Genomic DNA, 15,318 nt, shown 5'->3' on the forward strand with positions numbered 1-15,318 from the left:
CCACCACGTCGAGTGCGCCGACGCCGGGCGGTGCCAGGCGCGGAATCAGCCCGGCGTTGAGCAGCGAACTCTTGCCGCTGCCGCTGGCTCCCACCAGCAGCACGAACGCGCACTTCTGCTGCCACTGCGCTTCCAGTGCCTGCACCAGGGTGTCCACGGCGGCGCTGCGGCCGAAGAACACATGGGCGTCATCGCTGTCGAACGCGTCCAGGCCACGGAACGGGCTGCCCGGTGTGGCCGGCGCGGCGGCCTGGGCGACCGGCCCGCGATAGCCGGCCGGCAGGGTCACCGGCGCGATCAGCCGGTAGCCGCGCTTGCGGATGGTTTCGATGTAGCGCGGGGCCACCGCGCTGTCGCCCAGCGCCTTGCGCAGCTGTGCGATGGCCTTCTGCACCGGGTTGTCGCCCAGGCTGAGGTCGGCCCCGCATTCCACCAGCAGGCGCTCGGGCGTGACCACGGTGCCGGCGTTGTAGGCCAGGAATTCCAGGGTTTCCATCGCGCGCGGTTCAACGCTCACCCGGCCGGCGTCGCTGGCCAGGGCGTTTTCCTTCGGGTACACGATCCAGTCGCCGACGCGGAAGTGCTCGATTGCGGGGACCTGCGGGGTATGTTCGTTCAACGCACTGCCCTTCCTTGCCGCCAGCGCACACGACCGGTGGCCGATGCGCCGATAGTAAGGCAAGGTGAAGACGGGCGTGCTTCAAAGCAGGTCGCTGGCCACCCCGCGCGCAGGCCAGGCCGTGTCCATGGCCGGCGGCTGCGCGCGCCAGGAATGACAACCCAGCCGGAACAGCGTGGGTTGGTCACGCCCGGAAAGCCCCTGCACAGGCAGTTGCACCGAGAGCACCAGGTCCACCCGGGCGTCCTCGCCGGGCATGTGGCCATGGGTGTCGATGTGCAGGGTCAGGGTGTCTTCATAGCCGGCGGGCACGGTGGCCAGGCTGCTTACCCAGCCATTGGCGCGGCCCAGCACGAACGGTGCGATCTGCAACGGCCCGTTGGCGTCGTTGCCCAGCACCGAGAACGTCCAGGCCGGCGGGCAGGCGTGTGCGCGCAGCTCCAGCTGCATGGCGGCACTGGCGTCGCGCTGCTCGTAGCGGGCCTGGAAGGTGTAGCGGTCGGCCATGCCGTAGGCCACGCTGCGCTGGGCATGGCCGGGATGGCGCTCGAAGAAGGCCTGCAGGTCGCGCACGTTGCGCATGGTGACCGGCGGGGCCGGCAGCCGCGGTTGCGGGGCCAGCGGCTGCAGCAGGTCCGGCCAGCACGGCAGCGGCGGGTGGCCGATGGCCACGAACAGCTGGCCGGGGACGTCGCTGCCGCTGCCGTTGGCGCAGCGCACGAACACCTGGTTGTTCACCGAAGGCAGAAGTGGCAGCTCCGGGGCCCGGTCCCAGCGCGGCGCGCTGTCCTCGCCGGGCAGCGAGCGCCGGAACAGCGGCTCGCGGGAGTCAGGGCCGCACATGGCGGGCACCCTCGTTGAGGTATTCGGCAACCGGGCGGATAAGCATGACGGGCCTCGTTGGAGCGGTCGGAGTACGGGCTCCGATGCTGCTCAAATGGGCCTGGCAGTGCTTGCCGGAAACCTTCCGGAAGGTGCAGTAGGTTGATTCTTAAGGGAAAAGAACTTGGTCTCAGCGCTTGACGGCGAGCACCCCGTCCAGCGCCAGCTCGGTCTTGAAGCCGGCCTTTTCCAGTCGCCTGGCGACCTCGCGCGGCACATCGCGGCCGCTGGTCAGCTTGTTCGGGGCCCCGGTGTAATGGAACATCCGCCCGCCGGGACGGATCACCCGCGCCAGCTGGTCATAGAACACCTGCGAGTACAGTTCGCCGGCGATGCCGAACCGCGGCGGGTCATGCAGGATGGCATCGACCGACCGGCTCTCCAGCGTTTCAATCCGCACTGAGACGTCGCCCTGGGTCAGTGACAGCCGGCCTCCGCTGGTCGCCGCGTCCGGGTCGGGCGACCACGGGTTGAGCGTGCGCAGCCAGAGCACGTCGGGGTTCTTCTCGAACGACTGGATCCGGGTGACCCCGGCCTCCAGGCAGCAGGCGGCGAAGTAGCCCAGTCCGCCGCAGGTATCCAGCACGGTCTTGCCCGCCGGAGCCACCAGCGCCACCTTGCGGCGGGCATCCTCGAACGGCGAGACCTGCGCGCTGGGCAGCATCTTGATCCCGTCGATCTCGAAGGTGGGGGCGTCCCATTCGGTCGGCACCAGCTTGATCAGCGCCGAGCCGAACCGCGAGACCGGCAGGAACTCCTCGCCGTCCCAGTAATACAAGGTGCGGTCCTTGGTCTTGCCCGGGTAGTCGTAGCGCTCGCCCTGCCACTGCCAGTGGTCAGCTGCCAGCGTGGCGGTGCCGGTGCTGCGGCCGAGGTCGAGCGAGCCGGTCCATTCGCTGGCCCCGCCGTCGCGGGCGCGCGCCAGGGCTTCGGCGGAGGAACGGGTAAGCAGGGGACCGGTGTAGTGGGGCACGGGCAATCAGACAGGCAGCGGGGTGGGTAGGGTACCCGAGCCGGTGATTTCCTACCGGCCAACGCGCCGCCGGCCGACCCGCGCGGGTGGGCTGGCCCGATCGTGGACGGGAGCCCCGGTTTGCACACTGGCTGCATGGAGATGCCCAGCCCGCACGCGGCCTTCGAAAACACCTGGTGCTTCAGCGCCTACCTGCGCGACCCGCGCAGTCGCCTGTTGGTGGAACAGGCCGACGTGCTGCGCCGTGCCTTCCGCATTGCCAGGCAGACCCGGCCGTTCGTGCTGCGGGCCATCGTAGTGCTGCCCAGCCAGCTGCATGGGGTGTGGACCCTGCCTCCCGGCGATGAAGAGGGCGAGAGCCGCTGGCGGCAGATCCAGGCCGTGTTCGATCGCCAGCTGCCCGGCCAGCCCCCGCGCGCCCTGCTGCGTCGCGACCGCTGCGCCCGGCCGTTGTGGCAGGCGGACTTCCCGCAGCAGCGCGTCACCGATGCCGAAGACCTGCAGCGTCAGATCGCGCGGGTGCATCACAGTCCGGTTCAGCAGGGCCACGTGCGCGAACCCGCGCACTGGCGTTACAGCTCCATCCACCGTCGCCTTGCTGGGCGGGAGGTGGAATGAAAGTGGTTTACAGGGGATGGCATCACCGCTGGGCACGCTCGGCACGCAGGCGTCAGCTGCACATCCGCGGCTCGCCGCGGGGCCGCACCTCGGGTGGAGGTGCAGCTTTGTCAATTCCGCACATCAACGATTTATTGAACTCAAGGTTATCCAATGAACAAGCTGGTGGTAACACTCTTCGTACTAAGTTTCGCGTCCCTCCACGTCCGAGCTTCTGATGGGATCGAAGATCGCGTTGTCTTCGACGCGGCGGGTCATCGAACCGTGATCAGAGCTGTGGAGAATGCGGGACGTGCTGACCAGGTTGACCAACGCTTGAAGGTCATGTCTGACGGCCGATTGCGTTACGACTACAACGAACAGAGTGAAAGCACGAAGGAGTACCATCGCTCGTACTGTGAGTTGATCGGTATGCAGCCGCTCACCGATGGCGAGGTCCTGTTTGACAGTGATGCCAGTGGCTGGCACTGCAGCAACGTCCGCGAGCTTCATCCTGATGAGCTTGCTGAACTACAGCGGTTCCCGCTCGATTACGTACACGCCGTTGCGCCATCAGGGTCGGTGCAAAGTCACACCAACTTTGCATTGGAAGCTTCTGCACACTATCAGAGCAGCGTGGCGGGTTCCATGCGGGGAGTGTCCCACGTTGACAATCGATGCCGGAGCGAATTCTCGCAGTACTACGGATTTCCCTTCAAGGGCGATCACCGAGCGAAGGTCACTTGTCGCGCACATGAACCCCGCTTCCTCAACTCGGGAATGGAGGCGTGCGTCCCAAACAAGTGTGGTCGCGCAAGTGGGACTGTTTCTGTGCGATAGGCGGTCGTTCGCTTGACTACCAAGGCGACCGTCCAAATTGGACGCGTCGCCTCAGTGCACCGTTGATCTTGCGTCAGTTACACGCGGTTCTGAACACCGGGCCGGCCCCGATCAGCACCAGCGTCATATAGTCACTGTCTTTGGCTTTTCCACGCAATGCGGCCCCAGGCTTGAGGTGAAACAAGCCGAAGCCGCCGCTGTTGCGGACGAGCGCACGGTCGATCTGGTCGGCGTCGCTGGGAAAGTAACTGGCCACTTCGTCGCGGCGGGCTTCCTGCAGCGGTGCCGCTTCGCGCTGCCATTGGTCGTCGCGGTTGAAGGACACGTAGTACCGCCCTTGTTCCTGCTCAATGCGGAAGTCCGCAGCTTTGCGCGGGTGGGTGCCATAGCAGCCCAGCATCGGGTCCGAGGAGTAGACCGCGTCGCCAGCATTGCGCTTGCCGCAACCGGCAATCAGGACGAGGGGGACCAGAAGCAGGCAGGGCAGTGCGCGCACGGCGGTTCTCCTGACGGCAGATGTTGCGTCATAGTGCCGCACCCCGCGCCTGAGCGGTGTGCAGGCCGGGCGATGGTGTACGGTGGCGGATAACTCGTTCACCTGCGCCCCCATGTCCAGCCCCCTGCCTTCCCCTGCCTCCTCCGCTGCTCCGTCCCGTGTGCCGGGTCACCGTGCGCCCCTGCTGGGAATCGGCAGTTTCCTGGTCGCCCCGGCGATGCTGGCGCTGGCCTACGCGGTCGGTCAGGTCTCGCCCGACGTGGGTCGCTGGCTGTTGAGCAATGCCGGCATTTCGCTGGCGGTGCTGGGGGCGTCGATTGTCGGCGTGATTGTAGGCCTGGGCTCGCGCGTGCGCGGCGAGCGCTGGCCGTGGCTGGGAACCGCTGGCGCGGTGTTCAGTTCGCTGCCGCTGGGGCTGTTCCTGCTGGGGATGATCTTCAAGCTGTAATCGGACTCATGCAGCCGATGACGACAAGGGAGAGGCAGGCCGACGTCAAAATCGCCAAAGGCCAGAGCGGCCACAGATGTCTCCCTATGCGACCAAGTCGTTGATAACATTGGGATTGCGCTGAATGTCGGTGGTTTCAGAATCACATCAGCAGCATGGTCAATCGCTTTCATGACGTGGTGCACACTTGCGGCGGAATGACGGAACAACACTTCACGCTCCCACCCAACAAGGTCAAAGCGCATGAAGTGTTTGATGTACCTGCTACTGGCAAGCTCGTTCACGGCGAGTGCCAGCAATTCCGATTCCTACACAGACCGCCATGAGACCGACGCCTCTGGAAATCGTGTGGTAGTGAGGACCAGCGCTGCCGTCGATTCAAACGGTGTTCTCCAGTACGTGGAGCAGCGGCTGGATCCGGTGGACGAAACCACGTTCATCTACGATCCCGGCATCCAGAGTGAAGCAACCAACCGGTATCACGAGGCGTTCTGTGCACAGCATGGAGGCGTCCCATCGCTTGATGGCGAAACCGTGCTATCCGGTGCGGTCAGCGGGTGGGGATGTCGACCCACACGGGAGCCAGACGATCATCTGGTGCCCGGGGCACGTTCGGACGCATCCATCCTGAGCGAAGCCCCCGAGTTCGTCAGCGCCCGGGCCCCCAGCGGTGTCGTCGCGGTCGGAAACTTCGTTGCATACGGGTACGTGACAGCCAAGAGCAGTCAAGCCGGAATGCTTGCAACCAGCGTCACTGCGGACGGCGGGCGTTGCCGGATGTCGAAGAGCTGGGCGTACCCCGGTCCGTTCAACGACGCCCAGCAGGTGTGGGTGAACTGTTATGTGGATCGTCCCCGCGTCATCTCCACGCGGACTGAAGCGTGTATCCCCAAGCGATGCACGGCGAGTAATGGGGAAATGACGGTGCGTTGATGAGGGCCTGCGCCGCGCGGCGACGCAGTCGTGCAGAGCCCGGCTCTACATCTGGTGCACTTCCACGGTGACGTGCACCAGCGCAGACCAGGTTGACCACCAGCCCGACCACGGCGATGGCAATGGCCTGGTTGTAGTGGATGCTGCTGGGTACGAACAGCCGCTCCACCGACTGCACCGCCATGAGCAGGGCCACACCAAGCAAGGCGATGGCGCTGGTGTAGCCACCCAGGATCTTGATCTTCCAAGTGCCGAAGGCGAAACGTCCGTCATGCGCGTGGCGCCGGGAAATGATGGCTGTGGCGGCGGGTGTCGTCCGACGACCCGGCCGAGCGGGCGGAAGAAGCCCAGGTGCTGGTGACGCTGTTGCGGGCTTTCGGGCGCTGAGGCGCGGGGTTGGTTGGGATCATGCGTCAGCGTGCCGATGATTGTTATCGGCCGTCGTCTATCGACCGACGCTACCAAAGCGGTTTGCGCATGCGACGGGGTTCGAGAGCGGTGCACCCAAACTAATGCCGGTGCTGCCGCCAGGCGTTCCACACGTGCGTGCCGGCCAGCAGCAGGCTGCCGATCACGGTCATCGGCGTTTCCGCCTCATGGCTCGGCCACTCCGCAGCGCCGGCCAGCAGGAACAACAGCCCGGCCACGGCCACCACGCTCGCCCACAAGGGCACCGGGTAACGGAGGTGGGAGCGCCACAGCGCCACGCCGGTCGTTGGCGCGGCGATGGCCACGAACAGCACGTGCACCCACTCGGCTTCGGCCCACACGCCCAGCAGGGGCAGGGCAGCGGCCAGCAGCGGCAGGGCCAGGCAGTGCAGCAGGCACAGCGCCGACAGGGCAATGGCTCCTGCGTCCAGCAGGGAGGCGTTGGGGTTCTTCACGGGTGGGGGCCCTTGGCTTTCGAGTGTTATACAGTAACATTTATTTCCTTTCCCAGCCGACCCTGCCATGAACACTTCTCCTTCTTCCTCCGATCCGCGCCTGCCGGTGACCGTGTTGTCCGGCTTCCTGGGCGCGGGCAAGACCACCCTGCTCAACCAGCTGCTGCGCAACCGCGAGGGGCTGCGGGTGGCGGTGATCGTCAACGACATGAGCGAGATCAATGTGGACGCCCAGCTGGTCCGCGACGGCGGCGCGGCACTGAGCCGCACCGAAGAGACGCTGGTGGAGTTCAGCAACGGGTGCATCTGCTGCACGCTGCGCGACGACCTGCTGCAGGAGGTGAAGCAGCTGGCGTCGGCCGGGCGCTATGACTACCTGCTGATCGAATCGACCGGAATCGCCGAACCGATGCCGGTGGCCGCGACGTTTTCGGTGCGCGACGCCGAGGGCTTCAGCCTGGGTGACATCGCGCGGCTGGATACGCTGGTGACCGTTGTGGACGGGCAGAACTTCCTGCATGACTTCGGCGGCAGCGACCGGCTTGCGGATCGCGGTCAGCAGGCGGGCGAGGACGACGCGCGCGGGGTGGTGGACCTGCTGGCCGAGCAGATCGAATTCGCCAACGTGATCGTGGTGAGCAAGTGCGATCTGATCGACGAAGAGTCCCTGCAGCAGACGCTCGCGGTATTGCGTGCGATGAATCGCGATGCGCGCCTGGTGCTGTCCCGGCATGGCGACGTGCCGACCCATGAACTGCTCAACACGCGGCGCTTTGACTTCGTGCGCGCGCAGCTGGCACCGGGCTGGATGCAGGCGCTGCGTGGTGAGCACACCCCGGAAACGGAGGAGTACGACATCAGCAGCTTCGTCTATCGCGCACGTCGGCCGTTCCATCCGCAGCGCTTCGCCCGCGCGCTGGAAACCGGCTTGAACAGCGTGATCCGCAGCAAAGGCTTCTTCTGGCTGGCCAACCGCATGGACTGGGTGGGCGAGCTGTCCAGCGTGGGCGCGTCGACCCGCACCCAGGCGGCGGGGTTCTGGTACGCGGCGCGCGAACGCGTGGATGCCGGCCTGGAGGACACGGTGCCGTTGCTGCCGCCGCCGCAGATTCCCTACACCGACGCCGGCTGGGTGCGGCAGCAGGCGTCCTGCTGGACGGCGGCGCTGCCGGCCGCGCATGAGGTCAGCGACCCGGGCGAGTACGCCGCGATGCAGCGGCTGTGGCATCCGCTGTGGGGCGACCGCCGCCAGGAACTGGCGGTGATCGGGGTGGCGATGGACGAGCGTGCGGTGCGCGCGGAACTGGATGCGTGCCTGTTGAACGATGAAGAGATGCGCGCCGGGCCGATGGTGTGGCAGGTGTTGCCGGATGCGTTTCCGGTGTGGGCGCGTGGGTGAAACGCTCACACCCAGCCGGCTGCGGTGGCCTGCAGCCGATGGGTGATGCCCACCGCGTCCAGCAGCGCCTCGTCATGCGACACCATCACCAGCGTGCCGGTATAGCTGCGCAGCATCGTTTCCAGCGCGGCCAGTGAGGGCAGGTCGAGGTGGTTGCCGGGCTCGTCCAGCAACAGCAGCTGCGGCGGCTGCTGTGCATACAGCACCGCCGCCAGCGCTGCTTTCATCCGCTCGCCGCCACTAAGGGTGTGCAGCGGACGCAGAACGCGTTCGGCGTCCAGGCCCAGCAGCGCCAGCCGCGTGCGCAGCACGCCCTCGCTCTCCGCCGGATTCGCGTGCTGCAGCAGCTCCAGCGTAGAGCGGGGCTCTGCCCCGCTGCCTTCGAACGCGGTCTGCTCCAGCAACGCACTGGACGCCCCATGCCGCACTTCGCCGGCAACCGGTGGCAGCCGCCCCGCCAGCACCTTGAGCAGGGTGGATTTACCTGTTCCATTGGCCCCACATACCGCCAGGCGCATGCCGCGCGGAACGCGCAGGTCGATCCTGTCCAACGGTGCGGCAAGCAGCGGCAGACGGACAGCACACAGTTCCACCGCAACCTGCGGACCGGAGTCGGCAAGCGCCGGCCCCAGCAGCGCCACCTGCACGTCGGCCTCCACCTGCGCGGCGGCCTCGCGCACGCGCGCATCGCTGTCCGCGCGACGCTGCGCCAACTGCACCTGCAGCCGGCCGGCGCTCTGCTCGCTGCGGTTCTTCATGCCGCCCAGCAGAATCGGGGCCTGGTTGGCGGTGCGGGCACTGCGCGTGGCCTGGGCCTGTCGATGCGCCTGGCGTTCGCGCTGCTCGCGCTCGGCGTTCTGCTGCTGCCGACGTTCGTGCCTGCGTGAGGCCAGTTCGGCTTCAGCGGCGCGCTGTGCCTGCTGCTTCTGCTGCTGGTACAGGTCGTAATTGCCGCCATGGCTGTGCAGGCCGTGGGGGGTGAGCTCGACAATGCGCTGCATCTGCCGCAGCAGGGTGCGGTCGTGGCTGATGACGATCAACCCGCCGCGCCAGTGGCCCAGCGCCTCGATCAGCCGATGACGATGGGCGCTGTCCAGATGGTTGCTGGGCTCGTCCAGCACCAGGGCGTCGGCATCGGACAGCAGCGCACCGGCCACGGCCACCTGCATGGCCTGGCCACCGCTCAGCTGGCGCGCGGGCGAATCGGGGTCCAGCACCGGCAAACCCAGCTGCTGCCACAGCGCCTGCAACTGCTCGCGCAGCGTCCAGCGCTCACCCACGCAGGCGAAGTCGTCCGGGTCCACGCTGCCGGCCTCGATACGCGCCAGCGCATCGAGCACGGGAGCAACGCCGGCCAGGTCGGCAATGCGCCCGTCCAGCACGGCGCTCTGCTGGGCCAGCAGATGCACGCGCCCCTGGCGCTGGATCTGCCCGCCGGTGGGCGTGAGCTGGCCGGTCAGCAGGCGCGCGAGCACGCTTTTGCCGACGCCATTGCGCCCCACCAGGCCGGTGGGTGTGGGGCCAAAAGTAGTGGAAAGATCTGAAAACAGAACCCGGCCATCGGGCAGGGTGAATGTCACGCGGTCGAGCGTGAGAGCAAATGCGGTCATGCGACCTCCATGGATGCCGTAAATCCCAGCGAACCGCCACCACGCAAGCGGCAGGGCGGAAGGGAGTCAGGCCGTCATTGCGACGGCGGCATCAATGGCGCATGTAGGCATACCTCGACACGGGGCGGCTGGCTGCCGCGGGGGTATTGTAGCGGGTGTGCGGGATGGGGGCTGTTCAGCGGGGCAAGCCCCGCTCTACGGGATGGGGGGCGTTCAGCGGGCGAGCGGGGGCTGTTCAGCGGGGCAAGCCCCGCTCTACGGGGTGCTGTTGGGGTTCTGCATGTTTTCCTTGGCCTTGCCGTACTGCTTGCGGCGGCGTTCGTGATAGGTGACGAACTCGCTGGAGGAGAGGGGGCGCGAGAACAGCCAGCCCTGGCCGAATTCGACCTGCCGGGCCTGCAGATAGGCGAGCTGGGCGGAGGTTTCCACGCCCTCGGCTACGGTGAACAGCCCCAGCGTCTTGGCCATGTCGATGATGTGCGAGGTGACCGGACTGGTGGCGCTGTGCGTGCCGATGGCCTCGATGAACGACTTGTCGATCTTCAGTGCGTCCAGCGGCAGCGTCTGCAGGTACTGCAGGCTGGAATAGCCGACGCCGAAGTCGTCGATGGCCACGCAATGGCCGGCACGGCGGGCGGCGGCCAGCGAGCTGCGTGCGCCTTCGATGTCGATGAAGCCGCGCTCGGTGGCTTCCAGCCAGATCTGCTGCGGGTGGATGCCGGTCCCCTGCAACTTGGCTGACAGCACCTTGAGTGCCCGACCGCTGCCGACGTCGCTGGCCGACAGGTTGATGGCGATGTGGGCGCTGCGATCGCGCACCAGCAGCTCGCGCATGTCAGTGATGACCTGGTCGATGACATGGTCGGTGAGCGCGTCGATCAGTCCGGTTTCTTCGGCCACGGGAATGAAGAGGTCCGGCTTGACCTGGGTGCCATCTGCGCGGCACCAGCGCACCAGAGACTCCGCGCCGACGCAGATGCCGGTGTCCAGTTCGATGATGGGCTGGTACTGCATGCTGAACTCACGCCGGCGCACGGCGCTGGCCAGCTCATTGCGCAGGCTGTGGCGGCGGCGCGACAACCACACCGCGCCCACCACGCCAAGGATGGCCCCGACGACGCCCAGGGGCAGCAGTTGCCAGAGCTGGCGGCGCAGACTCTCGCCAAGCCCGGTGCGTGGGGAGACCGCAATGGCCAGCCACGCCTGGTCCTGGGCGGTGACGTACCAGCTGCCACCGGTGTGCCCGGTGCCGGGATGGCGCAGCAGGTGCTGAAGCAGGTCCTGGTCGGGCAGCGCCTGCTGTACCACCAGCCGACCGTCTGGCGTGGCCACGGCCAGGCGCACGTTGGGATCGGCAATGACATCAACGAAGCGGGTCGGGTCCATGAGCAGGTCGTGCTTGCCCAGCTGCACCGCCAGCATCGGGCTGCCATCGCCGGCCTGCGGGCGCACCCCGAGGACCAGTGCGGCACCTTCGGCGGTGACGTGGTCCGCGGTCGGTTGCGGAACGTCGTTCTCGGTCATGCCCCAGGAGGTGCACCGCAGCCGGCCACGCTCGAAGTAGCCCACCTGTTCGGCCGAACGGGTGCTGACGGCGAGGTTGCGCATCAGCTGCAGATGCTCGGGCGAGCAGGGCGGCAGCGGGGTCTGGTTGAGTTTGCGCAGGGCCTGCAGGCCGCCTTCGTAGGCGCGGTGCGCGCGCTGCAGGGTGCGTTCGGCGGTGGAGGCCAGGGTGCGCTGCTCGAGCTCCTGCTGGCGCAGCCAGCTGAAATAGGCCACCGTGAGAACAGGCAGCACAGCGCCAAGGAGGGCGGCAAGCACGATGGCGGCGATGGTCCTGGCGCGCTTCAAGCTGACCTCGGTGCAGGGGGTGTAGGGGACGGGCGGCAGCGCTATGACACCACCCGCCGCCGCCTTTGGGAACAGGACTTCACTTAGATTGCCGTCGGGATTTGCCTAGTGTCGGTATCGGACCGCATGAACGGGGTGAAGCCGTCACCAGACCCTCATGGGGGCGGCCGGATCATCGCGCCACCATGAGGACGGCCCGCCGTGGGCCCAGAGTCGATGAAGCGTCTGCCGGTTGTCGCGATGGCCCTGCTTACGTTGCTGCCCTGCGCACCGGCGGCGGCGCGCACGGTGTATCGGTGCGTGCAGAACAATACGGTCAGTCTGGCCACCGCCCCCGAGCCCGGCTCGAAATGCACCGCGCAGGACGTGGACGACAATGCGGTGCAGACCCCCAACCTGTGGGGCAACATGGGGGTGTTCAGCGGCACCCTGTACGAGCGCGAGCAGGACGGCCGGCTGGTGTACTCGACCCGCAACCTGCCGGGCTCGCGGGTGTTCCTGAAGTTCACCGTCAACACGCCGCCGGGCGAGCCGGCGCATCCGGGCCTGGGCAAGGTCGGGCCGGCGCAGTTGAACCGGCATGCGAAGCAGTTCAGGGCGGCGGCCCGCGCGACCGGCGTGGAGGATGCCTGGCTGCGGGCGATCGCCCATGCCGAAAGCAACTTCGATGCCGGTGCGGTGTCGCCCAAGGGCGCGCAGGGGGTGATGCAGCTGATGCCCGACACCGCGACCGAACTGGGCGTCAGCGACCCGTTCTCGGCCGACCAGTCGATCAACGGCGGCGCGCGCTACCTGCAGGCGCTGCTGAAACGCTACAAGGGCGACCGCACCCTGGCCGCAGCGGCCTACAACGCCGGCATCGGTGCCGTCACCCGTTACAAGGGTGTGCCGCCCTATGCGGAAACCCTGGCTTATGTGGAAAAGGTCAGCGCGCTGTATGTGCGCTACCGCGACGCCATGGGGGGCGCACCGCAGACGCCGGCGCGCTAGCGGGCGTTACTGCCCGAACAGCGGATAGTCTTCGATGCGGCCCACCTCGCGCACAGCGGCCTGCACGTCGGCACGCGCGCGCAGCTGGTCATAACGGGCCTCCAGCTCCACCTCCGCCGGCAACGGATCAGGGTGGCGGAAACGCTGCAGATGCAGCAGGGCGTCGCCGCGCTGCATCGGGTCGTGCAGCTGGGCGATCAGCGAGGCGGCGGCCTCATCCATGTGCTGGTCAATGAGCAGGCCTTCGCGGAACAGCGCCGGATTGGCTTCGCGCTGTATCTGCAGTGCCTCGCGTGCCTGGGTCGCGGCGTTCGGGTCGTTGAGCTGCAGCGCGGCCTGCAGCGCGATCAGCTGGCGCACTCCATCGCCGTAGCTGCTCAGATGGTCGAGCGCGTCGATGGCCTGCCGAGCCAGCGCCGGGCGGTGCAGTCCGACATACAACGCGCCCAGGTTGAGCCGGTGGCTGACCGGATCCTTGTGGGCGTCGGCCATCCGGACCGCAAGCAGACGCGCCCCCACCGCCTCGTCCAGCCGTCCCAGCCGACGCAGCGCGATGGCGCGATGGTCCAGCATCCAGGCCACGTGTCGGCCTTCCCCGCCCGGACCGTCCTCCAGCTGGCTGGCGATCTCGGCCAGCGGTTGGGTCATGCCGACCACGTCGTCCAGGTCGCCCGCTACCAGCAACGCGTGGCTGAGCGATACCGCCGGCTGATTGATGCCGGGCGACAGAATGCTTTCCAGGCGCAGCGCGTCGATATGCCGACGCGAGGCGGCTACCGGATCAAAGCGTGGGTCATCGCGCTTCAGGTAGCGGTCGAAGCGTTTGTCACTACGCAGGCTGATCAGCGCATGCGGCGCGTCGATCCGTTCCAGGGTGGCCGCAGGGTCTCCCTTTCCGGTCTCGACCTGCAGCGTGGCGAGGATCACCCAGAGCTCCACCGGCTCCACGCCATCAGCCGTCCAGCCCTTGTCGAACAACCCCTGCAGCACGGCCAGGCGCTTGTTCGGCGTTGCACCCAGGCGCTTGTCCAGCTGCCAGACGAAGGGTGCCTCAAGCTCTGGCGCACCGTCGCTGTCGGCGATGCCCTGGATCAGATGGTCGACGCCGGTATCCAGCTGGTCCCGGAAGATCTGATGCTGGCCCAGTGTCAGCCGCGCCGCCGCATTGCGCGGATCAACCTGCAGGGCGGTGTCCAATCGGCGCAGGGCCAGCGCCTCATCGCCCTGACGCGATGCGACGTGAGCGCCCATCAGCCATGCAGCGCTGCGCACACGCAGCTCCACATGGTCCATGCGGGGGTCTGCCAGCAGACGCTCGTAGGCAATGGCGGCACCCAGTGTGTCGCCCGAGATGGCCTGCTCGGCTGCGGCATTCAGATCCTGTTTGAGGTCGTCGTCCTGGCGTAACGCCCGCTCCTGCGCGTCGTCGCGCGATCCTGCCGCAGAGGCCGCCAGGTCGAACGTGGCACATGCGAGACCCAGAGCGAGCAGCAGGGCGCGATGGGAAGGGCGGGTCATGCAGGCATCCTTGCGTGGTGAAGACCTTGATTGAAACCGGATCGTGGCAGGGGCACAAGCGCCGCGTGCCTGGGTGGCTGGGCACCCAGCGTTGAAGCCGCTATCGTCGAGGGCTGATCAGGACAGGGATGCGGATGGCGCGGATGCGATGGAGTCTGGTGGGGGGCGTGCTGATCCTGGTTCTGGCCGCACTGGCGTGGACGTTTCTGCGCAGCGACCCGGTACCGGAGCCGCCGCCGGGTCCGCTGCCGACGCCGCTGGGCTGGACCGCGCAGATCGACCTGCTCGCCGGTGACGGCGTGGGTAGACTGCGGGAAGGCCGCGGCGCGCAGGCGCGCTTCGCCGACCCGTATGGCGTGGCGGTGGATGCACAGGGCGTGGTCTACGTCGCCGATGGCGGCGACAACAACCGCATCCGCCGAGTGTGGCCGGATGGCCGCGTGGACACCCTGGCCGGCCACGGCGAAGGCTGGGCCGACGGTCCTGCCGCGCAGGCGCGGTTCCACACGCCCTCGCAGATCGCACTGGATGCCGCTGGCAACGTGTTCGTGGCCGACACCGGCAACCATCGCATCCGCCGCATCGGCCGCGACGGCACAGTGACGACGCTGGCCGGCGAGGGTACGCCCGGCTTTGCCGACGGTCCTGCCGCACAGGCGCGTTTCAACGGCCCGATGGGCGTGGCGGTGGATGCACACGGGCGGGTGTATGTCGCCGATACCTGGAACGATCGCATCCGGGTGATCGAAGCCGATGGCCAGGTGCGCACCCTGGCCGGTGGCGAAACGCCAGGCAACGTGGACGGTGCCGGGGTGGGCGCACGCTTCGACACGCCGGTGTCGCTGGCACTGGACGCGCACGGCAACCTGCTGATTGCCGACCTGTACAACAATGCGGTGCGCCGGCTGGCACCCGATGGAACGGTGGATACGCTGGTCGCCGACGGCGGCCTGGTCAGCGGGCCGATGGCGGTCGCGGTCACCCACGACAACGTCATGTACGTCAGCGACATCAACGGCAAGCTGGTGCAGATTTCCGCGCACGGCCACGCGGTGGCGCTGGTCGGGGTGCCGCCACAGCCGCGTTTCTCGCGGCCCACCGGCGTGGCGCTGGACGCCGACGGCGGGCTGTACCTGGCCGACGCCGCTTCGTACCGCGTCCACCACCTGCACCCGGTGGAACTGCAGGGCATGGCCCGGCACTACGCACAACGGTCCGTAGACGCGCCGACCGCCCCGCCGCCGGCCCTGATCGGGCCGGCCCCGGACGCCCCGTTAC

Annotated in this window: 15 protein-coding genes and 1 pseudogene; 7 read left to right on the forward strand and 9 right to left on the reverse strand. The window is 67.6% G+C overall.

What is annotated here, in order from left to right; translation table 11 throughout:
• From EGJ34_RS15885 to EGJ34_RS15895, 3 genes are all read right to left on the reverse strand, one after another.
• Positions 1-619 (reverse strand): winged helix-turn-helix domain-containing protein (locus tag EGJ34_RS15885; RefSeq protein ID WP_185750205.1); only part of this gene is annotated, 619 nt, incomplete at its 3' end.
• 81 nt (positions 620-700) lie between these two features.
• Positions 701-1,462, reverse strand: coding sequence for a hypothetical protein (locus EGJ34_RS15890; protein WP_125361477.1), 762 nt, complete (start codon positions 1,460-1,462; stop codon positions 701-703).
• 169 nt (positions 1,463-1,631) lie between these two features.
• The gene (locus tag EGJ34_RS15895) at positions 1,632-2,474 is read right to left on the reverse strand and encodes an MnmC family methyltransferase (protein WP_125361478.1); all 843 of its coding nucleotides are present in this window, start codon (positions 2,472-2,474) and stop codon (positions 1,632-1,634) included.
• A gap of 141 nt (positions 2,475-2,615) precedes the next feature.
• Between EGJ34_RS15895 and EGJ34_RS15900 the strand changes: the two genes are divergently transcribed.
• A complete protein-coding gene (locus tag EGJ34_RS15900) occupies positions 2,616-3,092 on the forward strand; it encodes a transposase (protein WP_260477023.1) in 477 nt (158 codons plus the stop codon).
• A gap of 153 nt (positions 3,093-3,245) precedes the next feature.
• Positions 3,246-3,911 (forward strand): hypothetical protein, encoded by a 666-nt coding sequence (locus EGJ34_RS15905; RefSeq protein ID WP_125361480.1) that lies wholly within the window; start codon positions 3,246-3,248, stop codon positions 3,909-3,911.
• A 73-nt stretch (positions 3,912-3,984) separates the two neighbouring features.
• On the opposite strand, the gene EGJ34_RS15910 is transcribed toward EGJ34_RS15905, so the two are convergent.
• Positions 3,985-4,407, reverse strand: a complete 423-nt coding sequence (locus tag EGJ34_RS15910) for a hypothetical protein (RefSeq protein WP_312023034.1) — start codon at positions 4,405-4,407, stop codon at positions 3,985-3,987.
• Positions 4,408-4,519: 112 nt separating this feature from the next.
• On the opposite strand from EGJ34_RS15910, the gene EGJ34_RS15915 reads away from it, so the two are divergent.
• Positions 4,520-4,855: a hypothetical protein gene (locus EGJ34_RS15915; RefSeq protein ID WP_260477024.1), complete on the forward strand. Its 336-nt coding sequence runs from the start codon at positions 4,520-4,522 to the stop codon at positions 4,853-4,855.
• A gap of 255 nt (positions 4,856-5,110) precedes the next feature.
• Positions 5,111-5,788: a hypothetical protein gene (locus EGJ34_RS15920; protein ID WP_125361481.1), complete on the forward strand. Its 678-nt coding sequence runs from the start codon at positions 5,111-5,113 to the stop codon at positions 5,786-5,788.
• Here EGJ34_RS15920 and EGJ34_RS22740 read toward each other — a convergent pair.
• Positions 5,715-6,077, reverse strand: a pseudogene (locus EGJ34_RS22740) (cation transporter); the annotation flags it as partial. The gene EGJ34_RS15920 and the pseudogene EGJ34_RS22740 sit on opposite strands and share 74 nt — an antisense overlap.
• Positions 6,078-6,297: 220 nt before the next feature.
• Positions 6,298-6,672: a MerC domain-containing protein gene (locus EGJ34_RS15930; protein WP_185750206.1), complete on the reverse strand. Its 375-nt coding sequence runs from the start codon at positions 6,670-6,672 to the stop codon at positions 6,298-6,300.
• A gap of 67 nt (positions 6,673-6,739) precedes the next feature.
• Between EGJ34_RS15930 and EGJ34_RS15935 the strand changes: the two genes are divergently transcribed.
• Entirely contained in the window at positions 6,740-8,071 is a 1,332-nt protein-coding gene (locus EGJ34_RS15935) for a GTP-binding protein (protein WP_125361483.1), read from the forward strand.
• Between the two features lie 5 nt (positions 8,072-8,076).
• On the opposite strand, the gene EGJ34_RS15940 is transcribed toward EGJ34_RS15935, so the two are convergent.
• Positions 8,077-9,681 (reverse strand): ATP-binding cassette domain-containing protein, encoded by a 1,605-nt coding sequence (locus EGJ34_RS15940; RefSeq protein WP_125361484.1) that lies wholly within the window; start codon positions 9,679-9,681, stop codon positions 8,077-8,079.
• A gap of 255 nt (positions 9,682-9,936) precedes the next feature.
• A complete protein-coding gene (locus tag EGJ34_RS15945) occupies positions 9,937-11,532 on the reverse strand; it encodes an EAL domain-containing protein (RefSeq protein ID WP_125361485.1) in 1,596 nt (531 codons plus the stop codon).
• Positions 11,533-11,748: 216 nt separating this feature from the next.
• Here EGJ34_RS15945 and EGJ34_RS15950 point away from each other — a divergent pair, with 216 nt between their 5' ends.
• A complete protein-coding gene (locus tag EGJ34_RS15950; protein ID WP_125361486.1) occupies positions 11,749-12,522 on the forward strand; it encodes a lytic transglycosylase domain-containing protein in 774 nt (257 codons plus the stop codon).
• Between the two features lie 6 nt (positions 12,523-12,528).
• On the opposite strand, the gene EGJ34_RS15955 is transcribed toward EGJ34_RS15950, so the two are convergent.
• The gene (locus EGJ34_RS15955) at positions 12,529-14,040 is read right to left on the reverse strand and encodes a hypothetical protein (RefSeq protein ID WP_125361487.1); all 1,512 of its coding nucleotides are present in this window, start codon (positions 14,038-14,040) and stop codon (positions 12,529-12,531) included.
• A gap of 134 nt (positions 14,041-14,174) precedes the next feature.
• Between EGJ34_RS15955 and EGJ34_RS15960 the strand changes: the two genes are divergently transcribed.
• On the forward strand, positions 14,175-15,318 hold a 1,144-nt coding region (locus tag EGJ34_RS15960), incomplete at its 3' end, for an NHL repeat-containing protein (RefSeq protein WP_312023035.1).

Source organism: Stenotrophomonas sp. 278 (genome assembly GCF_003935715.1).
Lineage (GTDB): Bacteria > Pseudomonadota > Gammaproteobacteria > Xanthomonadales > Xanthomonadaceae > Stenotrophomonas > Stenotrophomonas maltophilia_AH.